The sequence below is a fragment of the Sphingomonas sp. CFBP 13728 genome (assembly GCF_014841895.1).
GTDB lineage: Bacteria > Pseudomonadota > Alphaproteobacteria > Sphingomonadales > Sphingomonadaceae > Sphingomonas.
In genome coordinates, this window is the sequence record NZ_JACYUS010000008.1 from 20,176 (window position 1) to 43,447 (window position 23,272).

Annotated in this window: 17 protein-coding genes and 1 pseudogene; 8 read left to right on the forward strand and 10 right to left on the reverse strand. The window is 62.4% G+C overall.

Translation table 11 applies throughout. From position 1 onward, the window contains the following. Positions 1–64: 64 nt before the first annotated feature. From IFT67_RS18885 to IFT67_RS18910, 6 genes are all read left to right on the forward strand, one after another. Entirely contained in the window at positions 65–901 is an 837-nt protein-coding gene (locus IFT67_RS18885) for a DUF5694 domain-containing protein (RefSeq protein ID WP_192239646.1), read from the forward strand. Between the two features lie 83 nt (positions 902–984). Beyond that, the gene (locus IFT67_RS18890; RefSeq protein WP_244647547.1) at positions 985–2,343 is read left to right on the forward strand and encodes a S41 family peptidase; all 1,359 of its coding nucleotides are present in this window, start codon (positions 985–987) and stop codon (positions 2,341–2,343) included. Positions 2,344–2,357: 14 nt separating this feature from the next. Further along, complete coding sequence (locus IFT67_RS18895; protein WP_192239647.1) at positions 2,358–3,287, forward strand: aspartyl protease family protein; 930 nt, start codon at positions 2,358–2,360, stop codon at positions 3,285–3,287. A 16-nt stretch (positions 3,288–3,303) separates the two neighbouring features. Beyond that, positions 3,304–4,128 (forward strand): aspartyl protease family protein, encoded by an 825-nt coding sequence (locus tag IFT67_RS18900; protein WP_244647566.1) that lies wholly within the window; start codon positions 3,304–3,306, stop codon positions 4,126–4,128. Between the two features lie 52 nt (positions 4,129–4,180). Continuing rightward, positions 4,181–4,990, forward strand: coding sequence for an AraC family transcriptional regulator (locus IFT67_RS18905; protein ID WP_192239649.1), 810 nt, complete (start codon positions 4,181–4,183; stop codon positions 4,988–4,990). A gap of 92 nt (positions 4,991–5,082) precedes the next feature. Further along, complete coding sequence (locus IFT67_RS18910; RefSeq protein WP_192239650.1) at positions 5,083–6,318, forward strand: S41 family peptidase; 1,236 nt, start codon at positions 5,083–5,085, stop codon at positions 6,316–6,318. Positions 6,319–6,449: 131 nt separating this feature from the next. Here the strand turns inward: IFT67_RS18910 and IFT67_RS18915 are convergent, their stop codons facing one another. The 6 genes from IFT67_RS18915 to IFT67_RS20960 all read right to left on the reverse strand — a co-directional run bounded on the left by IFT67_RS18915 (position 6,450) and on the right by IFT67_RS20960 (position 14,186). Continuing rightward, entirely contained in the window at positions 6,450–7,580 is a 1,131-nt protein-coding gene (locus IFT67_RS18915; RefSeq protein ID WP_192239651.1) for a serine hydrolase domain-containing protein, read from the reverse strand. Positions 7,581–7,811: 231 nt separating this feature from the next. Next, positions 7,812–8,768, reverse strand: a complete 957-nt coding sequence (locus tag IFT67_RS18920) for an N-acetylglucosamine kinase (RefSeq protein WP_192239652.1) — start codon at positions 8,766–8,768, stop codon at positions 7,812–7,814. Next, positions 8,765–9,907 (reverse strand): SIS domain-containing protein, encoded by a 1,143-nt coding sequence (locus IFT67_RS18925; protein ID WP_192239653.1) that lies wholly within the window; start codon positions 9,905–9,907, stop codon positions 8,765–8,767. Before IFT67_RS18925 ends, IFT67_RS18920 begins: the two co-directional genes overlap by 4 nt. After that, the gene (locus IFT67_RS18930; RefSeq protein WP_192239654.1) at positions 9,900–11,183 is read right to left on the reverse strand and encodes a D-tagatose-bisphosphate aldolase, class II, non-catalytic subunit; all 1,284 of its coding nucleotides are present in this window, start codon (positions 11,181–11,183) and stop codon (positions 9,900–9,902) included. The genes IFT67_RS18925 and IFT67_RS18930 overlap by 8 nt, the downstream gene beginning before the upstream one ends. A 73-nt stretch (positions 11,184–11,256) precedes the next feature. Next, positions 11,257–12,174, reverse strand: a complete 918-nt coding sequence (locus IFT67_RS18935; protein WP_192239655.1) for a DMT family transporter — start codon at positions 12,172–12,174, stop codon at positions 11,257–11,259. Continuing rightward, positions 12,171–14,186 carry a glycoside hydrolase family 36 protein gene (locus IFT67_RS20960; protein ID WP_342450653.1) on the reverse strand — a complete coding sequence of 672 codons (2,016 nt, stop codon included), beginning with the start codon at positions 14,184–14,186 and terminating at the stop codon, positions 12,171–12,173. Before IFT67_RS20960 ends, IFT67_RS18935 begins: the two co-directional genes overlap by 4 nt. Before the next feature lie 232 nt (positions 14,187–14,418). On the opposite strand from IFT67_RS20960, the gene IFT67_RS18945 reads away from it, so the two are divergent. Next, positions 14,419–15,525, forward strand: a complete 1,107-nt coding sequence (locus IFT67_RS18945; RefSeq protein WP_192239657.1) for an amidohydrolase family protein — start codon at positions 14,419–14,421, stop codon at positions 15,523–15,525. Between the two features lie 44 nt (positions 15,526–15,569). Here the strand turns inward: IFT67_RS18945 and agaR are convergent, their stop codons facing one another. Beyond that, positions 15,570–16,343 (reverse strand): transcriptional repressor AgaR, encoded by a 774-nt coding sequence (gene agaR / locus IFT67_RS18950; RefSeq protein ID WP_244647556.1) that lies wholly within the window; start codon positions 16,341–16,343, stop codon positions 15,570–15,572. 95 nt (positions 16,344–16,438) lie between these two features. Then, positions 16,439–18,256, reverse strand: coding sequence for an NPCBM/NEW2 domain-containing protein (locus tag IFT67_RS18955; RefSeq protein WP_192239659.1), 1,818 nt, complete (start codon positions 18,254–18,256; stop codon positions 16,439–16,441). A 460-nt stretch (positions 18,257–18,716) separates the two neighbouring features. Here IFT67_RS18955 and IFT67_RS18960 point away from each other — a divergent pair, with 460 nt between their 5' ends. Further along, positions 18,717–21,581: a TonB-dependent receptor gene (locus tag IFT67_RS18960; protein WP_192239660.1), complete on the forward strand. Its 2,865-nt coding sequence runs from the start codon at positions 18,717–18,719 to the stop codon at positions 21,579–21,581. 236 nt (positions 21,582–21,817) lie between these two features. Here the strand turns inward: IFT67_RS18960 and IFT67_RS18965 are convergent. Both IFT67_RS18965 and IFT67_RS18970 read right to left on the reverse strand, forming a co-directional pair. Then, positions 21,818–21,999 (reverse strand): annotated as a pseudogene (locus IFT67_RS18965) (cysteine--tRNA ligase); the annotation flags it as partial. 142 nt (positions 22,000–22,141) lie between these two features. Continuing rightward, positions 22,142–23,122, reverse strand: a complete 981-nt coding sequence (locus IFT67_RS18970; protein WP_192239661.1) for a transferrin-binding protein-like solute binding protein — start codon at positions 23,120–23,122, stop codon at positions 22,142–22,144. Between the last annotated feature and the right edge of the window lie 150 nt (positions 23,123–23,272).

The following is a 23,272-nucleotide window of genomic DNA, read 5'->3' on the forward strand; positions in this document are numbered from 1 at the left end:
ATCCAGATAGACAGCTGCCGTTCGACGTGTATTGTTTGAGCACCACACCAAGGAGGCCTCCTGCATGCTGCTACCCATACTCGCTGCGGCAGCAACGCCTGCTGTGACCGCTGCACAACAGCAACCTGTCCAAGTGATGGTGCTGGGTAGCTATCATTTCGGCAACCCTGGTCGTGACAAGGTGAATGCCCATGTCGACGATGTCACCACGCCGCAGCGCCAGCGCGAACTGGAAGCACTGGCTGATGCCATCGCTGAGTTTGAACCGACGCGGGTCATGGTCGAGGCGCAACGCCCGGGCCCGACCTACGATGTGACGGACTTCGCAAGGTTTTCCCCGAAAATGCTCAAGACCGACCGGGGCGAGACAACCCAGATCGGCTACCGCATCGCTGCTCGCGCCGGCCTTCGGTCCGTTCAAGGTATTGACGAGCAACCCGACAAGGGTGAACCGGACTATTTCCCAATCGGCCGGGTCGAAGCTTATGCAAAAGCTCACGGGCAGCAGGCCTATCTCGACGCCGCCTTTGAAACGGTCCAGGCGTCTGCCAAAAAGTTTGAGGCTGAGCAGGCAACCACCAGCATACCACGGATGCTGATCCGCTATAACGACCCCTCCACGCCCATGGGTGGACAGGATTCATACTACTCCCTGCTCCGACTTGGTGACGGTAACGAGCAGCCCGGCGCAGATCTGAATGCCATGTGGTACCTGCGCAATGCGAAGATCTTCGCAAAGCTCATCAATGTGGCCAAACCGGGCGATCGCATCCTCGTCGTGTACGGGGCTGGACACGGGTACTGGCTGCGACACTTCGCCTCGACGACACCGGGCTACAGTTCGGTTGATGTCAGGCCCTATCTCGAGAAGGCAGCCAGCAAACTGGCCGCGCCGAGATGAACCCGTCGCTCCTTGCCATACCAGCGGCGGTTCTGCTGATCGGTGCGACCAACGTACCTCGCGACTGGGCAGCGACCTTGCGAATGGACGCCAAGGCCTATCACAACCAGATCGCCGACAATCACCCTGGTCCCTACAACAAACTCGACCCCGGCTTTGCGCGTCGCAACGATGCCGGTCTGGCGTTGGCCCTGCGTCGTGCTGCAACCGCTGGAGACTACCCAGGATATCTATGGGCGATGCGCGGTTACGTGGCGAGCTTCAACGATGGGCATGTCGCGCTCGACCTCGATCAGCCAGCGCCCCTGCCGATCCGCTGGCCCGGCTTTCTGACCGGCTTTGACGGCACCGGACGTCAGGTCGTGATGACCCGAGCGGATGACGCTCCCTTACCGCTCGGAGCAGTACTCGTAAGCTGCGATGGCATTGATGCCGAACACCTGGCTGCCCGCAACGTCGGCGCCTTCCGAGGCAGGTGGGAATTGGTCAGCCAACGAGCGACCAATGGTGGTCGGTTGTTCCTCGACGCCGCCAACCCCTACATCAAGCGTCCAGTCCGCTGCCGCTTCAAGGTCGATGACAAGCTAAAGGACGTGACGCTCAGTTGGCGCGATCTGCCTGATGCAGACTTCGACGCACGTTTTGCCGCTACCGCACCGCGGGCACGTCCAGAGTTCGCGGCTCGAACCCTTGCTGACGGCACGCGCTGGTTCTCGTTCCCCAGCTTCAACGGTGACCCCGACAGCGCTGATGCCAAGTCCCTAACGCCAATCATCAAATCGATGAGGAAGGACGCCCTCGCGATCGCAGCGGCACAGCGCATCGTGCTCGACCTTCGAGGCAATGGCGGTGGATCGTCCGACTGGTCGTATCAGATTGCGGCTATCCTCTGGGGCCAGGCTGCAGTGAACGCGCTGCCATCAGGATCGAAAGGCGTCGACTGGCGCGCTTCGGCGGGAAACATCGCCACGCTTGAAGGCTATCGTACCGCCTGGCAGAATTCCGCCGATGTCTCGCAGGCGGTGAAAGACTGGGCCGCGCGTACCGCGAAGGGCATGACATCTGCCCGCGCCCTCGGCCAAGCGCTCTGGCGTGAAGTGGATGCCGACGAAGCTAAGCCAGCGGCAACCGGCGCTGCTCACATGCTGAAAGCGCGGGTATTCGTGCTGACGGACTGGGGATGCGGATCGGCATGCCTTGATGCGGTCGATCTATGGACCGCGTTAGGCGGCATTAACGTCGGGCAGGAGACGAGCGCTGACTCGCTCTACATGGACGTACGGCAAGTCGCTCTGCCCAGCGGTTTTGCCCGAGCCGTCATTCCGATGAAGGTGTATCGCGGCAGGAAACGCGGTTCGAACGTCCCGGCCAGGCCGGTACATGCTTACACCGGCGACATGCGCAATACCGATCAGCTCGAGCGCTGGATCACTGCCCTTTAGCCTTAAACAGTAAAATGCATCGTCTGTTCGACGACTTCGATGCCTGCGCATCCCACCATGAAAGGGGCATTCTTTTGAAAAAGCTATTATCGGCTGGGTTGCTCATTAGTTTGGCGTCTGGAGCGAATGCTGCCCCAACGGGTCCGGTGCGGCTGCCGTTGGAAAGTTACCGCAAAGGCGTAGCGGCACGAGTGAAGGTGGCCGGCCGGGAGCGGCTTTTTCAACTCGACACTGCAGGCGGACTGACGGTGATCTCACCAGCACTCGCGAAAGAGATGGACTGCCAACCCTGGGGATCAATCACCGGGTTTCATATGACCGGCACGAAGATCACCGCCCCACGTTGCGACAATGTTGCAATCCACTGGAAGAACCAGACCCTACAGAGCCCTGTTGCAATCGTCATGGACGTGGGGTCTCCCGACACACCGATCGATGGTCTGCTTGCCCTCGACGCATTCGCCGGACGCACTGTAACCATCGATTTCGCAGGTCGCGAACTCACGTTGGAAACACCTGAAAGCGCGGCTGGGCGCAAGGCGAACGCGGTGGAGCTTCCTGCTCATCTGGCTCGTGAAATAGGCGGCCTGGCGCTGTCTGTGTTCATTGACGTCCCCACCGAACGTGGACCGGCGCGCCTCGAGCTGGACAGTGGCAATGGCGGCACGATCCTGATTGCACCAAAACTTCTTCCTCTACTCGGCTTGAAGAAGGTTACCGGCGAGGGACCGCAACAAGGCCACTTCCAGATCGCTCCCGGTGTCGAAGCGTCCGGGATGATCTTCAGCCCCGACATCGTGATCGATGGAAACCTTGGCATGCCGTTTCTCAAAGATTGGGTGGTCACCATGGATCTTGCTCAAGGACGGGTTTGGCTCAAACGCAGTGCCGTTGCAGCACCCGCCGGCATGGGGACCCCGCCGCCAGTGAAGCCTGCGGGGTAAGGGGATGCTAGTGAAAATGTTAATGATGGGCGCGTTGCTCGCCGCCCTTCCCGCCAGACCATCGCAAGACCGCGGCCCACAAACGATAAGCCTCGAGCTTTTTCAAGGTAAGCAGTTCACTGTTCAGGCATCGGTTGGCGGCCGCGAGCGGACCTTCTTGTTTGACACCGGCGAGGGGGTGACAATGATTACGCCGGCCCTGGCCCGCGACCTTGGCTGCGAACCTTGGGGCAATGTCACGGCGTTCCGTATGACCGGAGAGCGCCTGGATCTACCACGCTGCGATGACGTTGCTTTTGAAATGGGCGAGCACGCCTACACAGCACCGACGACGATCGTCTACGATCTCGGCAAGCTCGATGCCGACACTGCCAGGCTGGACGGCTCGATCGGACTAGACCTCTTCGCTGGCCGTATCATCACTATTCGCTTCGCTAGTCGCCAGATCGTGATCGAAACACCGGGCTCCCTCGCGGCGCGTATGAAGTCCGGTCTTGAAGTGCCGGTTCGGCTGGTGCGGGGAGCAGAAGGTGCCGCCCTCGATGTCAACATCGGGGTAAACACCCCCCGGGGCCGTGCCTGGATGGAACTGGACTCTGCCAATGCAGGGCCGACCATCTTCGTGTCGCCGCAGATCGCGCCGCATCTAGGCTTACGCGCGGACATTCGGACGGCTCAGCCGGTTAGCGCAACGATTAGGCGCGACGTGGTATTTACCGGGCAAGCACGCGTCTTTCCGAATATGATAATGGACGGCAATATCGGCATGCAACTGATGGGCAGGCGCGATCTGACGGTCGATTTGGGATCCGGCCGCGCGTGGATCGGTAAGGCGCAATGACATACTTGCTTGGACTGATCGGCGTTCGGCTCTGGGTAGGCGGCGCGTTAACATGAGTGAGCCAGTGAGAAATGATGCCCACTTCTCCCGCCCCTCCTACCTACCAGGCGTCGAACTCGTATCCGTCGAGTATAACGAGCGAGCCTTTCCCGAGCACAGCCATGCGGAATGGGTAGTCGGCGCGGTCATGGCAGGCTGTGAGGCCCTCGCTGTTGGCGGCAGAACCTACAACGTCGAGGCAGGTCAGGTACTGCGTCTTCATCCCGACCAGCCGCATGCCAACCGAACGACGGGAGGTGAGACCTTACGCTATCGCGTCGCGTACATCCCCGACGAAGCGATACGTCCCTACATCGCCGCGCGCCTGAACGCGCCGCGGTTTGACTCCCCCGTGTTGGCTGGCGATCGGTCTCACTCCATCGTTGCTGATGCGCACACTTTATTGTGTCGCGACGACGCGGGGCGATTGGAACAGGAAAGCGCGCTCGCCGATTTGGCTGGGGTCCTGTTCGCCGACCAGGTGAAACAATCGTCGGATGACACCCGCGTATCCAGCGATGCCGTTGCGCGCGCTCGAAGCTACATCGACGCCCACTTCGCCGACGGCTTTGGGTTGGGCACGCTCTCGACCGTATCCGGGATCAGCGTCTTCCATCTTGCGCGTAGCTTCCGCAAGGCGGTCGGGATCACCCCCCTTGCGTACCGCAATCAGTGCCGCATCGTCGCAGCACGACGCCTGCTTTTGGCAGGTCAGCCAATCGCGGAGGTTGCGCTTGATGTGGGCTATGCCGATCAAAGCCATCTCACACGGCAATTCCAGCGTATCGTCGGTGTATCGCCGGCACGCTACGCAAACAGGTAAGCTCGCACCGTTCGCGCGACAGCAATATCGTTCAAGGCGGCGAGATTTCATTCAGCTAACCGCATGGAAGACCACCAGCGAAAGCCGATCACATGCACCACCCCATGACCCGTCGCTCGCTGATTCATGCTGGTATCGCCTTGGGTACGGCTGCGGCATTCCCGCCGGGTATGGCCCAGGCGGGAGAGCCGGCTCATGACGTGACCTATGTCGAGGACTTCGACGAGCTCTGGCGGACACTGGACGAGCGCTACTGCTATTTCGGGGAGAAACGCACCGACTGGAGAGCAGTAAGGCGAATGTATCGCCCGCTCGCCGCTGCCGCCCAATCGTCCGAAGCGTTCGCCGGCGTTGTTGGCCGGGTGATCGGCGAACTGTACGACGCGCACACCCACTTGAATGATCCGGCACCGGATGCGGCGCGCGGGCCATATTTTGATCTGTGGGTCGAACCCAACCGCGATGGTACGGCGTTTGTCACAAGCGTTCGCGATGGGTCGCCCGCAGCGGATGCGGGCATTACGCCTGGCCAGAGCGTATTGGCGATCGACGGCCGGCCGATTGGGCAGATCGCCTCGGACATAATACCGCGCTGTCTTAGCCGTCCAGATCCAGCGGCAACGGCGTTTGCGCTTAACGTGGCGGTATCGGGGCGGCGCGGCATGCCAAGGACGTTAACGGTGCGGTCGACCCCAGGTTCGGAACACGTCGTTCCCGTTCGCGTGAAGCAACCTGTTACGCTCCCCAATGTCGAGAGCCGGATGTTAGCTCATGGCATTGGTTGCATCGTCGTTCGCAGCTTTGCTGACGATGCGGTTGTGACGGCCTTCGACGCGGCGCTGGCAAGTTTCCGGAATGCACCCGGACTCATCATCGATGTTCGTCAGAATGGCGGCGGCGACACCGCGGTCGCCCGCCCGATCATGGGGCGATTTATCACCGAGACGATGCCCTATGCCCGCATGCGCAGGCGCGACGGCAACCGACTGAGTGCTGCCTGGACAGAGACCGTCGAGCCGCGGGGCCCCTTTACCTACACCGGTAAGGTCGCTGTCCTCACAACGCGGTGGAGCGCCAGCATGGCGGAAGGCTTTCCCATGGGCATGCGTGGTCTCGGGCGTGCAGCTATCGTAGGAACGCCAATGATGCGGGTAGGTGCCGCGGTCTTTCCGTTACGGCTCGACCGCACTGGTCTGGCGCTGCAATACTCAGCAGAGCCAGTTTACGACGTCCAGGATAAACCCAGATGGGAACTGGAACCCGATGTACCTGTCCTCATGGGCGGCAACATTTTGGAGGCTGCGATACGCTATCTACGATCAGCGTGACCCATCCCCTGCCATTGCGAGCGTCTTGTTCATACTCCAGAATCCGACTGAGATGCGCCGGGTAACAGGGTTGCGACTTGAAAGCGGAGCCCTCTCCATATCGCAAGCAGAGCCGGATGGGCCGCCAGAGGTCACTTCAGCCAGGCGAACGCATCGAACTCGCGTGCGAAGACAGTGCGGGCAGCACGCTCGTATACCTTACGCCCAGCATCGCCATTGGTAAGGACCACGATCGCCAGGCCCGACACGAGGTCCACCACGAATAGGTTCGCGACGCCATCGTTGGTGCCCCAGTGCCAAGCGAAACGCCGCCCACCGTCACTCTCCATTCCCCAGCCTAGCCCCCAGTCGAGTGTTCCCTTCACTCGTGTGGTCTTCGTCGAGAGCCCCGGATAGCGCTGTGCGAAAGCTAGGAACCGCGCGTAGTCGCTGGCGGTGGTCCACAATCCGGCTGCCATGTTGGGCGTCATGAATATTGGCATCGCCGGTTTGCCAAGTGCGATGACCGCTTTCTCCCGTTCGCCTAGCGTCCACCGGTCGACTGGTTTCGGCGGGCCAGCATCGCGACGCATCGCATAGCCCGCTGGGCCCTTGTCCACGAGTACACCGCCGCCTCCGTCGTGCGCCCAGGCGACCGCTGGCTCGGTGCCTCGCGCCCATCCATAGGTGCTTCGGCCCATCCCCGCCGGTCGCAGGACCCGCGTTTCAACCACCTGAGCGGCGGTCTGTCCTGTAACTGCCTCGACCAACCGGCCGAGCAGGACGAAGCCCTCGCCAGAGTAGCGGAATCGTGTGCCGGGAGCGAACGCGGCTGTTAGTGACTCGCCCGCTTCGTCGCGCCAATTAGGCAAGCCACTAGAGTGGGAGAGCAGGTGGCGAGGCGTAATCGATCGCGTCGCAGCATCATCCGTGAACGCGAAATGCTCCGCCACCGGACGGTCGAGGTCGATCAAGCCCTCCCGCACCATGTCATGAACCGCGACCGCCAGAACCACCTTCGACAGCGAAGCTGCTTCGAACAATGTATCGGGTGTCGCGGGCACCGCATTAGCTTTTGCGTAGCCGACCGCACCAGACGAGATGGCGCCGGAGCGGTCCAGCATTGCCCAGCTCGCGCCCGGTACGGACGCCAGGTCCATCCAGGTGGACATGTTGGCAAGCATGCCGGGTGTCGTCGCGGTTTTTGCATCTGCCGCCATGGCTAGGGCGAGCGTCCCGAAGCACGGGGCAGCGAGCATCGTCCGCCTGGACACCAAATCCATTATCAACTCCCGTCAGCGACCTACTTACTGGCATACAGGTTCGGCGCGACTAGGCTAGCTGAGACCACCGCCGCGGAAAATCGTCGATCGATCCGCGTCAGCGACGACCCAGTTGCGGACGTTCGCGCCGCCTCCCGCGCTTCCCAACTTCAGACGTTCGTTCACCTTATCAGTGCGTAGGCGCGCGTAACAGCTTAGACAGAGGCTAGCGCCTAGGAAGGCTGTCTGATCTTAACGGAAGGAGGGATCGCTCAAGCTGCCAGCGGATCGCCATAGCGACGCAGCATAAAGGGCAGCGCCAACCCCAGGTTGATGACGGGGAGCGATAAACTCGTACGATCCGCCGCTTTGCAGTTGCCGCTGCATGGAGGTTCTCACCGTATCCTGCTTCGTTAGCACCCCACCCGACCAAGAGACGAGAACGGTTTCGTCTTCCCCAAATTTCAACTGTCGACGTAGCGCTTGTGCAATGTTGGCCAGTTCTGATCCAGCGAGCTCAAGGATAGCATTGGCATGCGTGTCCCCAGCGATCGCCGCGTCAACGACGATCGGCGCGAGCGCTGCGACGCCATCGCGGGACAGGCCATTTTCCCCCATCACTCGCGCACAGATGTCGAGGTCGTTGGAAAGGCCAAGCGCATCGACAAACGCCTGCCGCAGCGGTCCATCAGGCAACCGCCCGTCGCTCATCCGGGTAAAGGCGTTGAGACCCTGGATGGCGATCCAATAGGCCGAGCCTTCGTCGCTGAAGATTTCACCCCAGCCACCAGCGCGCGCCGTGCGCCCCTGCCGCTCGCCATAGCCGATCGATCCGGTGCCGGCGACGATGTTGATCCCGTCGGCGCAGGCCAGCGATCCTGCCCAGCCGCATACCATGTCATTGTCGCAGCGATAGCGATCATGGCCGAGTACGCGACCGCAGGCCTCGAACAATCGCGGATCGATTGCCGGATCCTCGCCGTAGGCGGGCAGGCCTAGGAAGACGTAATCAAGGTCTGCGGGCGATACCGCAAGCTGGCTGCATACCGCCTCGACCCCCTGCCCGATCCGCGCGACCGCCTCGTCGAACCCGACCTGGAGATGGTAGGTCGTGCCCGTCAACGCGCGCGCAACGACCTGACCCTCGCCGTCGATGCAGACGAATTCGGTCTTGGTCCCACCGCCATCGACGCCGAGAAACAAAGTCATGCAGCGAGCGCGTGGATACGCACCCCCTGCACCACGCGGTTTACCGTACCGCTGGCGTTGGGCCGATCCGGCGTACGCCCGAGCCGCAGCGAACAGTGCAACCCGAACAGCTGCGCTGGAACGATATACGGGAAGAGCAGATCCGCATCGACGAAGCCCGCTGCACCTGCCACGCGCAATGACTCGCCGGCATCGTCCTGCGTGGTGATCGCGAGTACGGCGGCGGCGTTGCCGTCGGCGCGCAATTCCGCGATGATGTCCAGATCGTAGAGCCTGGTCAGCGGATCGTTCGACACGAACACGACGACCAGCGTACGCGGAGTCACGATCGTTTTCGGGCCATGCCGAAAGCCGAGCGCGGAATCGAATGCCGTGGGTATGGCGCCATCCGTCAACTCGAGCAGCTTCAGCGCCGCTTCGCGTGCCAATCCCTGGAACACGCCGCTGCCGAGATAGACGACGCGTTCGAAGTCGCGTGCGGCAAGCGTCGCTGCCGTGCCGTCCGCCTCCGCGATGATCGCCGCCACCGACTCGCCGATCGCCTCCACCCGCTCGTCCATCGTGTCGATGCCGGTGAAGATCGACAACGCGGCCAGCATCATCGCGGAGAAGCTGGAGGTCATCGCAAAAGCGCGATCATGCGTCGCTTCGGGCAATTGCACGACATGCACGTTCGTCGCCGTCCGCTTCGACAGGGCGCCCTCGGCATTGCAGGTGATGACGAGATGATGGACCGAGGCCAGCCGCGCATCCGCAAGGTCTACCGCCGTGATGCTCTCAGGACTGCTGCCCGAACGGCCGAACGACACCATCAATGTCGGTCGCGCGGCGTCCAGCCACAGATGCGGTGCGCCGACGATGTCCGTCGTCGCGACCGCCTCGACCGGACGGCCGAGCGTCGCGGTCAGCCAGGGTGCAAGGCATTCGCCGATGAACGCCGACGTGCCCGCACCGCACAGCATGATGCGGAGATCCCTCTGCGCGAGCAACGGCGCGACGAACGCATCGATCGCGTCGCGTGTCGCCATAAGCATGGCCTGCGTCGCACGCAGCGTCGCCGGCTGCTGCAGGATCTCGCGACGGGTCCAGCTCTCCTCGCCGGAGGCATCATCGGCGGGCGCAACAAAGGTTTCAAGCATCGCGGTAGCAAGCTCCATGATAGGCATCGAGAGTCGCGCCGATATGCGCGACGATCAGATCGATCGGGTCGAGGGTCGCGGTGCCGGCGCGGACGGCGGCATAGGCGACGGGAAGATATTGGCTCAGCAACGGCAGCGGCGGCACGTACGTTCGCAGCGTATCGAACAGCTTAGCCTGCGCCGCCGCGATCGCAGGATCCGGCCAATAGTAGCGGATGCGATCGCTGAGGCTGTATTGCAGCTGGAGATCGAGCGCCTTGCCGGTCTCGTGATAATATTTACGCCAATTGGCCGGCTCCGCCTTCATCCGCGCGAGGGTGACGTCGCGCAGGTTGGCACGCTCGGACGCTTCCACCGTCTCGCGTTCGATCGCGTCGAGCGCCCACAGGGCCTCCCGCAACGCAAAGGTTACGCCGGGGCCGACCTTCAGGATCGCGAAATGGTCGCGTATCAGTGCGCCGAGCGCGGCGGCGGATTGGTAGTCGGTCGAGTGCGCCTCGAACACGATATGATCGACCGGTACGATCGCCGCGCTGAGCTCGGCCGCAGCCTCGGGCCGATAATCGACGACCTTCATGTGATCAAACTCGACACCGGGCTGTACCACGGTCGCGATCACGCGGTTCCACGCCGCATCCAGCCCACGCTCGGCGAACAGGTCGCGGTGCATGTCCAGCGTCGCCAGCGCCGCCTCGGGCGTGGTTAGCGCGAGCGTCTCGAGATCCTCCGCCGCACCGCCCGGTACGGGGACTTCGGTGCCGATGACATAGACCGGCGCATCGGCTGCATCGCCGGTATAGGCGTCTTCCGCGACACGGCACAGGCGCGCGGCACGCTCGGCGATCTGGCGCTCGGGTAACGGCGACGGATCGTCGGCGCATGACATCGAGCAGTCGAGGTGGATCTTGGAAAAGCCCGCACGAACATAGTCGGCGATCATGATCTCGGCCTTTGCCATCGCCGCGTCGGCGGGCAGGCTGGTCCAGGCGTTGGGGCCCAGATGATCCCCGCCTAGCGCCAGGCGCTCCAGCGGGAAGCCGGTGCGATCGGCGATCGCTTCGACGAAACGCCGGAAGTCGGTCGGGACCATGCCGGTATAGCCGCCATCCTGGTTCACCTGGTTCGATGTCGCCTCGATCAAGACGACGGGTGTGTCATGGCGCAGGGCATGAGCGAAGGTCGCCTCGATGACCAACGGGTGCGCTGAACAGACCGACGTGACGCCAATCTGCTCACCCTGCTTATGACGCGCGACGATGTTTCCGATCAATTGCACGGTCTTCTCCTTTGATCGCCACGTAGCAGCCGAAACACGCAACCGCAATTAACCGAAGCAAAACGAAAGATATTTAGTCTGACGAGATTTCGTTGGTTTCGGCGATGGAATCGGGTTCGAATGCCAGCATCAGCGAGGCGGTCAGCGCCAGGACGATACCGACGAGCTTGATCGAACCGGGCATCACGCCAAGCGCCACCAGCGATATGATCGCGGTTGCGAGCGGCGCGCCGGCATTGGTAAGCGGCGCGACGATGATCGCCTTGCCGTAGCGAAACGCGAACACCAGCGTCAGTGCGCCGATCGCATTGAGAACCTGGATCCCCGCCGCCAGCAGCGGGCCATCGAGGCCCAGATTGATCGGGCGGCTGAAATCGGTCAGCCACAGGGCCACGGGAACCAGCGCGAGTCCGGTCACGGTCATGTAAAAGAAGATGCTCTCGCCCGACATGATGCGATTGGCGGACTTCATGAAATACGCCTGCAACCCCCAGCAGGCCATCACGATCAGCGCCATCCACAACCAGCTCCCGCCCGCGGCATCACCGCCCGGTGCGAAATCGAAGGTCGGCAACGCGAGTAAGGCCAGAACGATGCCAAGCGCACCGAGCCGGCCGGTGCGCTCGCCCATGAACAGGAAGGACAGGATGATCGTGAGCACGGGGGACAGCGAGATGACCGGAAAGATCAGATAGGCGGGCCCTCGGGTCACGGCGTAGAACAGCACCATCTGCCCCCCTGCCCCTAGCGCGCCGACCGCGACGCCGTAGGCGACCGCTCGTGGATTGACGTCGAGCTTCCACTTGGCCTGTGCGAGCACGACCAGGGCGGGCGGGATCATCGTCAGCGCCCAGACGCAATATACCAGTGTCTCGGGGAAACCGTGCTGCGGCGAAAGTCCTGAAAACGCGCCCCATATTCCCCAAAGCACGACCGTCGTCATGGCATTGAACAACCATGCGCGGCTGGTCGGCGTAACGCTGGTGTTCATGCGGAGACCTTCTGCTGGACGGGCGTGGCGGCGATCAGCAGGAAATGGTCGAACTTGGCCGGCACCGTGGCTACCGGTCCGCTGACGGTGCCGAGCGACTGTCCGGTGAAGCTGTTGGTCAGGCGATGTCGTCCCGGCGGCAGGCCGCGCAGGGTAACGTTGCTCGACCATGTGTCTGCGTAGAAGGCATAATGCATCCCGCCGCCGGCGCGGATCGCGTGCGCCTCCGGCTTGTCGAAACCGATATCGTACAGCCCGCCGATATACTCGCCCTTGGGCAGCATGTTCGCGCGGTAGAGAGCGATCCATTTACGCCACAGTACCTCGCGTTCGGGCGTCAGCGCGATACCCCCGGGTGGCAGCGGATCGGTGGTGTTGACCGGATCGTGCGGCCACGTGAACTTGGTCGAGACGATCGCGCCGATCCCGTAATGCGTGGCGAAATCGTCGTGGCGGTCGCTCAGTTCGACATGGTCGCCGGCGAACGGCGCCGACGGCCCCATCATCGCCTTGAACGTCTTGCCCTTCAACCGGATCTGCCACGACGATGTCGGGTCGGACGCCGGCGTGTGGTTCATGCCCGGCATGTTGTGGAACGCGAACGCATCGCCGCACGGGCAGAGCTCGATCACCGCCTGCGGGTTGATCGCCATCGCCTCGTCATACAGCGCCTTCCAGAAATCCTGCAGCTTCTCAAAGGATTCTTCCGGGCGCGCATGGTTGTGCGCGGGATTGTAGCACGGGGCGACACCGTTCAGATGCTGCCCGTCGAGCTTCAGCCCCTCGAAGCCCCAGTCGCCGATAATGCGCCGGACCTGGGCCCGGAAATGCTCGACCACCGGCGGGTAAGCTGGGCATAATGTGAAGGCATCCCAGAAGCTTACATTCTGCGCCGCGCCGTTGCGGTCGAGCAGCAGCATGTCGGGATGATCGCGCAACAGGTCCGTGCCCGGATCGGCAGCGAGCGGCGCCAGCCAGAGCCGCGGGCGCATGCCAGCCGCCCTGATCTTGCCGACGAACGCCTTCATGTCGGCATCGCCGCGGGGAAACTTGGTGCGGTTAAGCTTCCAGTCGCCTTCCGACGTCTGCCAGCCGTCGTCCATCACCATCCATTCGAGGCCGATCGACTTGGCCTTGCCCATCGCGGTCAGGACCTCATCGGTAGTGAAATCGCGGCCATAGCCCCACGCGCACCAGACCGGCGCATAGCTCGGCTCGGGGATCGCGGGAGCAGCCACCCCGCGCTCCGCCATCAGCCGGCGATACGCGTCGAGCGGGCGGAAATGGTCGCCCTCGTGCACCATCACGAACACCGGCGGCAGGTCGAGCGACGCACCCGGCGCGAGCAATACCGGCTCATCGTCGGCGATCGCGATCCGCGTGCCGGCCGGCTGCCCTCCAACGGGCAGCGAGACGAGGCGCGGCACGACGTCGATATGCCCGACCGCGAGCCCGACATCGCGGCGCCATACCACCGCCACCGGGGTACCGCCGCCGTAGTCGGACGCGTTCATTCCCATGAAATTGCGTTGGCCGAACCCGGGTGAAACCCGCTGCACCCAATCGCGGCGATCAGGGTATGAGGCGCCCGAGAAGCTCCATGCACCGTCGGGGTGCGGCAGCAGATCGTGCGTTGCCGCCTGCCAGCCGGCCACCGCCAGCGGCGCCGTCCCGACGTTGCGGTATTGGACATCCAGCAAGGCGAGCCCTGGATACTTATCCAGGAACGTCACCGATACGCGCTTCTCGATGCCACCCGCCGCTGTCCCGCGGAGGCGGTGGACATGTCCTGCCCCATGCGGACCGGACACCGTTTCGCGCGTCTGGTCGATCAGCAGGAAACGGTCGACCACGCGCTGGCCGTTGGAACCAAGCCCGTCGAGGCGGATGGCCTCACCCGGCTCCATCGCAGTCAAGACCGTGTCGCCGCGCGAAATCCGGGAATGGAGCCCGGCGTCGAACTCGATGGTAAGCACGCCGTCGGTGAGACGCGCATTTGGCGCTCCCTTCACCGCTACTCGGGCCACCGACGGAGCCGCGGCGAGAAGCGTAGCTACGCCGCCAGATAACTGTGCGAGGACGCGCCTACGAGAAAAATGGGAGTTCGACACTGTGAGGCCTCTCGCAAACTCGGTCGCTTCATGACGGAGAGCGGCCTGGGACTGAATGTGCCCGATCGTTATCGCTTGCGCAAATCAAAACGCAACATAAGGTTATTTCGTTACGTTTCCTTTGGAGATCGTCATGCGCTTCATTCCTGCCTTGTTTGCCGCAACCGCGCCCGTTGCGCTGATCGGCGCGGCGCCTGCCGTCGACACGTATAGCGAAGCCGACTTCGCGCGAGTCGCCAAGCTCGATGCCCATGTCCACGCCAATCGCGACAGCGGCGATTTCCTGACCATCGCGCGCAAGGACGGGTTCGAACTTCTGTCGATCAACGTAGACTATCCCGACTTCCCCCCGCTCGCCCAACAAGCGGCGATCGCCTACAAGATGCACGACGCGGATCCCCGGCATTTCCATTTCGCCACGACCTTTTCGATGGACGGTTTCGGCACCAAGGGGTGGACCGCAGCGGCCCAACACGCGGTGGATGCGGGCTTTGCGCGCGGCGCCGTGGCAGTGAAGGTGTGGAAGAACATCGGCATGATCGCCAAGGACTCAGGCGGCAAGCGCGTCTTTCTCGACGATCCCCGCTTCGATCCGATCATGGCGCATATCCAGGCTCGCGGCGTTCCGTTGATCGCGCACCAGGGGGAGCCCAAGAATTGCTGGCTGTCGCTCGATCAGATGACGACGGACAATGATCGCAGTTATTTCAGCGAACACCCCGAATATTACATGTTCAAGCACCCCGAGGAGCCGAGCTACGAGCGGTTGATGGCGGTGCGCGACCGGTTCGTGGCGCGCCATCCCAAGCTCGCCTTCGACGGCGCACACATGGCGAGCCTGGAATGGAGCGTCGACGAACTTGCGACGTTCCTCGATCGGCATCCCAACGCGGTGGTCGACCTCGCCGCGAGGATGAGCCAGGTCCAGGTGCAGTCGAACGCGAACCACGCCAAGGTCCGCGACTTCTTCATCAAGTACCAGGATCGGCTGATGTACGGCACCGACCTGACCGACAGCCCGGCAGACCCGAACGCGCGGGCGCAGAACCCGCCGACGACCGGCAACTTCTCCAAGGAAGCCGATGATGCGTGGCGGTCGGACTGGCGCTATCTCGCCACACCGCTGTCGCAGCCGATCGCCGCGATCAAGACCGACGCGCCGGGCCTCGCCTTGCCGCGCGCGGTTATCGACAAGATTTATTATGCCAACGCGCGGCGCTTCTTCAAACTGAAGGGCTGAATTATCCCCCTCAAGCCGGACGTGACCGCCCAGCTTGAGGACGGTCAAGCCTCGTCGATGCGGAAACCCAGACGCTGCGAGGCGGAACGTATGTCCTCGGGAACGGCGGCGGACGTGACGAGATGGTGGATATTTTCCACAGCGACGATCCGGTGAAGGCAGACCCGGCCGAACTTGGACGCATCCGTTACGGCGATCACCTCGCGCGCCGCTTCGACCATCTTGCGGTTGAGCATCGCTTCCGGCTCGTAATGCGTCGTGATCCCGCATTCGATATCGAACCCGTCGACGCCCAGGAACAGCTTGTCAACGCGCAGATTCTCGATCGCTGCCACCGTCTGCGCGCCGTAGAATGCACGGTTCTTGCGACGCAGCATGCCGCCAAGCATGACGATGTTCAGGCGTTCCTTGGTCGCGAGTACCGAGAGGATATCGAGATCGTTGGTGAGGACGGTGATGTCCTCGTCGTCAGGCAGGAAGCGTGCGATCTGCAATGTCGTGGTGCCGGAATCGAGCACGATCGACTCGCCGGACGATACCATCGCCGCCGCCGCCATGCCGATCCGCACCTTTTCATCGGCGTGGCTCGATCGCTTGACCTCGACCGGTGCCTCGGCCGTGACGTTCACCGCGTCCGCGCTGATCGCCCCGCCGTAAGATCGCTCCATGACGCCGCGCGTGGCGAGAAACCGGAGGTCCTTGCGGATCGTCTGCATCGACACGCCGAAGTTTTCGGCGAGCGGCGCAACCTGGACGCTGCCGCGTTCGCGCACCAGCGTGCTGATCTTCAGCCGTCTTTCACTGGTGTCTCGGACCATCGTCATTCCTCTATCGCGCCGTAGGATCGGTATCAGCGTGACTACCGCGCATCAATCGCGCAGATGCCGTGTTTTGTTTCGTTCCTCACGCTTGCTCAGCGCATTAACCGCGCATTGCCCCAAGCGATCATCGGCGGTCGCGTCGTCCCGGCATTCGTCATGGCCACCAGTTCGACGATCTTGGCGGACGCGATGTCGACGTCGATCGGCGGTGCGGCCCGCGTCGGTGATCCAGTGACCTCGCCTACCAGTTTGCGATCGGCATAGACCCGGAAGCGAACCGGCTGCCCGCCACTCAGCACGATCGGCGCGGTAAGGAAGCGATGAAACGCCCGATCAGCACGCACTTCGAGTCGTGAATTGGCAAAGGCACCGATCCCGTTGGTCTTGAGTATCCTGCCGTCAGGCGCCGCACCGACGCGCGCGGGAAACTGTCCCATCGGCAGTGCGGTCGCCTGTGTCAGGCCATCGACGGCAACGTTCACCCGGCCGGGCATGTTTGTCAGGAAGGTAGCTGCGACCTCCGACGGTGTTCCTCGTAGTCGCAGGAGGACCGAGCCGTGCGCAGGCAACGTCACGCTGATCCTGTCGGTCGCGTCGCGATCGCTATGCGCCCAGACGTCGCGCACCTTGGCGACGCTACCCGCGGCAAAGCCGAGTTGAGCCCAGGACACGCTGGCCTCGACCGACTTAGTTCCACGATTGAACAGCGCCACCGCACGCGCGCCGGTTCCGCTCAAGGTCTTCACCACGACCATCGCATCGCCGTTCCGGTAGGGTACGCCCTGGTTGCCGGCCGGATCCTGGTTGATCGCGATCGCCTCTGGGTTGGCGACGATGTCGAACAATGCGGGCGCAGACTGGCGAAGATCGTATCCGAGCAACAGGGGCGACGCCATGATCGTCCACATCGTGAAATGCGACCGCGCCTCGGTCAGATGCGCCGCGTCGAAATCGCCATGGCCGATCTCCAGCATGTCGGGGTCGTTCCAATGCCCCGGCCCCGCATAGAGCGCGCCATCGATCACGCTGTCGATATTGGACACCATGCTCTTCCAGTTGGATTCGATGTCCGGGCTCGTCCGGTACAGATTTCCTCGCTTCCCGCCCCACAGAGCCGACAAGGCTTCTCCCCATGCGCAGATCGACAGCGTTGCGTTGCCACCACCCCAGCGTTGGATCGCCTCGCCCAAGGCGGCATATAGCCCCTCGACGGCTTGCGGGTTGGAGGCGGGAATGTTGCCGCGCACGATCAGCGGCGCGAACGTGTCGTACGCCCCCGACGTCACCGGAGGGTCGGCGTGCGTATAATCGGCCACCCCGCAGGCATCGACCTTGATATAGTCGAAGTGCCAGTCGGCGAAGATTGTACGCATGTCCTGGACCGCATGGCCGTAGCTGCCGACCTGCCGCTCGGCCACCGTACCGACTGGGAGGTTCGGAGTGTCCGCATCCCAGCGCTGCATGCAGGTATTGCGGCCGATATCGGTGTAGATCCCCGCCTTCAGCCCGAGCCCATGGATATAGTCGGTGAACGGCTTGAACGAGCCTGTATCGCTGCCGGGGGTTGCGGACGACGGGAAGGTGTTGTCGCGGATCCTCAGTCGACCATCGGCCAAGCGTCGCAACGCCCAGCCATCGTCGATATTGACGAAGCGGTAGCCACGGGTTGCCAGACCGCTATCGACCATCGCCTTCGCCACGGCGCGCACCTTGGCTTCGTCGACATCGGCATGGAAGGCGTTCCACGGATTCCATCCCATCGGTGGCGTCTGAGCGGCGGCCGTGCGGTATACCGAAAACTGGCCGCTCGGTGCCAGTGGATCGCTTTGGCTATGCGCCTGAGCAGCGGCGGCGGTCGAGATCGGCATGGCAATTGCAGCAATCAGGACCGCACGGGATACCCGGCTCATCACAGCATTCCGGCGTTGTCTTGAGTCGGCATTCGGCAGCTCCATCAGAGATCGGCGCAAGGACATCCCAGGACATATCTGACTCGTCCTGAACGGCGCCGTGATTGCTCGCGGCGAAGCGACCAGACGGCTCGATCAGGGCTTCGAGGAGCCCCGGGAATTGACCTTACGCTAACCAAGCCGAGGAAAAAGCGCAATCAAACGATGCAAACCGAAACATTTTGAGCCACTTGCGTGAGACCTCCACAAAAGCACAAACTCGGCACCACGCGCTCGAAGGGCGTTGCCCGCTTCGCCCAGTGTGTCCAATTGATCACGCCCAACCCAGCTTAACGTAATTATATGATAGTTTCGTTTCAAAGCGTTTGACACCGGAAATGCGTGTGCGTTAGCAAAGCGCAACAAAGTGATCGCCGGAAGCTCCCCTGCAGCCGGCCAGTCTCTCAGGGAGGAACGACACATGGTCGGTGCAAAACGATGGCATAACGCCGTACGCGCTGGGGTCAGTCTGACGGCGCTTCTCATCGCATCCCAGGCAGCGGCGCAAACCGCTGTCTCGCCGACCGATCAGCCTAACCCTGGGTCGACCATTCAGTCCGGCCCCGGCCAGAGCGGCGATCCTGCCGAGGTAACCGAACAGCCCGCCGGAGAAGAGATCGTCGTTCGCGGCGTTCGCGGCAGTCTGCTCCGATCCGTCGATACCAAGCGCGACGCCTCGACCATCGTCGACGCGATCTCCGCGGAGGAACTGGGTAAGTTCCCCAACCGTAACGTCGCCGAAGCGTTGTCGAACATACCGGGCGTCACGGTCGGCCGCGACGGTCGCGGCGAGGGTCGCAGCATCACCGTCCGTGGTCTCGGCGAAAGCTTTGCGCTGACGACCCTGAACGGTCGCATCCTGCCGACCGACGGCCCGGATCGCTCTTTCGCGTTCGACGTGCTGCCGTCCGAGGCGATCGCGGGCGCGGAAATCCAGAAAGCGGCACAGGCGTCGCAGCTCGAGGGCAGCATCGGCGGCAACGTCGACCTTCGCACCGCACGGCCGTTCGATCACAAGGGCTTCCACGCCGCTGGCTCGGTCGAAGGCCAGTATAACGAGTTCGCGAAGAAAGGTGGAATCAAGGCGTCGGGCGTCGTCAGTACGACTTTTGCCAACGACACGATGGGCCTGCTGGTCTCCGGCACCTACAACAAGTACAAGTTCCGCACCGACAATCTCGGCGAATATTCCAGCACCGACACGTTCGACATCGCGACGGCCGCCAATGGCCAGCGCAGTATCGTCAACGTTCCCAGCGGCGGCGTCATCGTGCCGTATTTCTACAGCGTCGGCTATGTCCTGGGGGAACGCGAACGCTGGGGTGGGTCGTCGGCCTATCAGTGGAAGCCGTCCGACCGCTTCGAACTGCGGATCGACGGCATCTACAGCAACTACACCGACAACCAGGAAAACCACCGGGTGTCGGTCGGCCTGTCGCCGCTGGCCGACGATGGCAGTGTCCGCTGGGACCTCGACAACGTCAAGGTCGACAGCAACAAGGTCGTCACCAACTACACGGTCAATCCGGCGACAATCGATATATTGGCGACGACCGAGCCGCGCCATTCGATCACCTATCAATATGGCGGCCATATCGACTGGAAGCCGTTCGACAATCTCAAGGTCGCCGCCGACGCGTCGTTCGGCAAGGCGACCAACAATACCGGCGGCCAGAACCGGTTCGTCGTTGCCGGCATCCCCGGATCGCAGGCGGTCGTGTCGACCCGCAACGGCGGCCTGCCCGATCTGCAGCTGACCATCCCGAACGCGAACGGCACGCTGACCAACCGCCCGCTGGAGGACGCCGGCAATGCCGATCTGCGAGCGCATTACATCGGCATCCAGGGCCAGAACATCGCGGACAAAAGCACCCAGGCCAAGCTCGACATGGTGTACGAGGTCGACAACGGAACGATGAAGTCATTCTCGTTCGGCGGCGCCTATCTCAACCGCAAGAAGACCGTCGCCGTCATCGACAACCAGTACACCACCGCCGAAAACTTTGCCGGCTACCCCTTCTCGTTTTCCGACATCGGGGCGGACGTGGTGCGGGAAGGCCAGGTGTCGAACATCCTGCCGAACCTGTCGGGTGACTTCCCACGTAGCATCCCGTCATTCGACATCGACACCTATCTGGCGGCATTGTCGAAGGCGGAGAATAATCCGAACGTTCTCAATCCCTCGACCGGCCTGCCCTATCCGACCGGCTATTCGAACCAGCAGATCGTCCCCGATCTGCTTGCGTCCTATGCGATCAAGGAGCGGACCTGGAACGCCTACTTCCAGTTCAACGTGGAGGGAACACGCTGGCGGGGTGATTTCGGCCTGCGTTACGTCAACTCCAGCGTGGACTCGCTCGGTTATGGCGCATCGGTGCGCAGCTATCAGGTCATCGGCGTCGGTACCGCCAATGTCGTCTTCAACCCGATCCAGCCGATCGTCGGTGGCGGCGACTATTCGCGCCTTCTTCCTTCCGCCAACTTCGCATACGATCTTGCGGACGGTTTGAGGCTCCGCCTAGCAGCATCTCAGGCCATATCGCGACCAACCTTCGGCCAGCTTTCCTCGGCCAAGGACTATTCGGCCGCCCAGTCGAACACTCCCGTCGTAACGAACGCGGGCAATCCAGACCTCAAACCGGTCTCGGCGGACCAGGCGGACGTGTCGCTGGAATATTATCCCAGCAACCGCCTCGCCCTCACCGTCGCGGCTTTCTACAAGCACCTAACCAATTTCGTCACGACGCAGGCCGTGCCGTTCACGTTGGTGCCGACGAACCAGGTCGCAGGCGCGCCGGCGAGCTTCCCATTCACCGAACTGACCTACGTCAACGGCGACAGCGCCACGGTCTACGGGATCGAGGTCGGTGGGCAGTATTTCCTGGACAATGGTCTGGGCGTACAGGCCAACGCCACGTACAATCGCTCGCGCGCCGAACGCGAAGGGCGCCCGACGGTTAATCTGGAAGACGCGGTACCGTTCTCGGCTAACGCCAAGCTGTTCTACGAGAAGCACGGGATCAATGCCTCCGTGTCGTACCAGTACCAGTCGAAGTTCGTATCGTCGCAATACAGCTATATCGACAGCCTTGCGATCAAGCAGACACCTTACCACGAACTGGCGGCGAGCGTATCCTACGACATTCTTCCCCAGGTTACCATCTACGCACAGGGATCGAATCTGCTGGATTCAGCCACTAAGCGCTTTTCGACCTACAGCAACGTTCCTGCCTTTTATGAATATACAGGTCGTGCATTTTTCTTTGGTTTTCGCGCCCGAATTTAATAACTTCTCAGGAAGGTCCGCTTCTTTATCGGGATAAAGGAGCGGACTCGACTTTGGATTTCACAAGCCATAGAATTTCTGTAGTTGCTGAGACCCATAATCGGACGCTCACGCCCCTTCCCCCACTTCCCAACTTCGGACGCTGGTTAATCTTCGCGACGAACCGATTGTGAAGGCGGCAATCCGGTCGCGAATGTCGTGATGGGAGAGGAAAGCGGTCCGGCTGCTTTCGAGGATTTCCACGTCAGCACGCGCCACAGCGTGGCGTGAAGACGTAGGCGCGCAAATTGCCGATATGCGCGTGATTGTAGACCGTCGGCCCAAGGGAATAGATGCCAACATTGCCCGGATCGATCGGCACGAAGCGCTCTCTTTGGCGGGAGAGGCTGTTGTAGAGCGTAAGGGGAGCACGGGTCATGCCGCGAGCCTTACCCGGGCGCGGGGCAAAGGGGCGAGAGAGCGCTACTCACGCGAACCGACGCGGCATATCGTTCCGGCGCCGGACCGTGCGAGAGGCGAAGCCGCCGCGCACGATCCCGCAACCGTGCTGCCGTGTCAGTCTAGCTTCTTTTACCCAAGCCTACGCCGGTGATGTGCGCCGTGCCGTCGTCGACTGCTAGGGTGAAGCCATATTCTCTGCCACCCGGACCGAAAAACCCGCCGCTCAGCTTGCCGGTCGCCCCGCTTGCGGTCGTCACGACGCCCTGGAACCGCGTCGTTCCGGGTATCAGCGTGGCCGTGAAATTCACGGTATAGGTCTTATCGCCCACCCCGGTCAGGGTCCCCTTCAGCACGCCGCTCGCGAGGTCGAAGGTGACGGTGGTGATGGTCCGGGCGTCGGTCGAGTCTTCCGTATTGTCGGAGCCGGTCGTCAGAATGCTGAGCGAAACCAATGAGCCGTAGCTGCCCGACGACAGCTCACTCAACGATATCGTCGGTGTACCGCCGACCAGGATCAGACCGGACGTATCCGCAGCAGGCGGTACCGGGTCCAGATTGACCGCGTACACCGCGGTCACCGTATAGGCGAGGGCGAGACTGGACGGAATGCAGCCAAATCCGAAAAGATTGGCGCCTGCGCTATAGGCGATACCTTCGTCACCGGGTTCCGGGATATTGCGCTGCGCCCCTGTGAATGAGGCGATTGTCGCGCCGTTGCGTACCAAACTCACGTTGCGGGTCGCGGCGTCGAGCTGGAAGGACGAGTTCGTTCCTAGATCTACGAGTGCAGCCGACGCGGACGCATACCGATAGGTGCTGGGCGAGGGGAACGTGGGTTTCGCCTGCACCTCGGCGCCAAACAGCAGGCTCACCGCCTGGCTGCGCGTGAAATCGCAAGGGGAGACATAAGAAGCCGGCGTCGGCGTAGGGGTCGGCGCGGGCGTTGGAGCCGGCGTCAGTGCTGGCGTCGGCGTCGGCGTCGGCGTGGCACCGGGGACCGTCGTGATTGGCGGCGTCGTAGCCGAACCGTCGTCGCTACCGCAGCCGGACGTCAGGACGATCAGGCTGCACGCGGCAACCCCAGACAACAGCTTACGCATTACGCTAACCCCCGAACACCGAGACTAATTCAAGATTTTTACAAAAATATAATTCGATAATTCATCGCGGCGGTCAACGTGGTCTTTCAAGATACATCGAAATGCGATCAATATTATTCACTGCAATCAGGATGATGCGCGCCACCATCG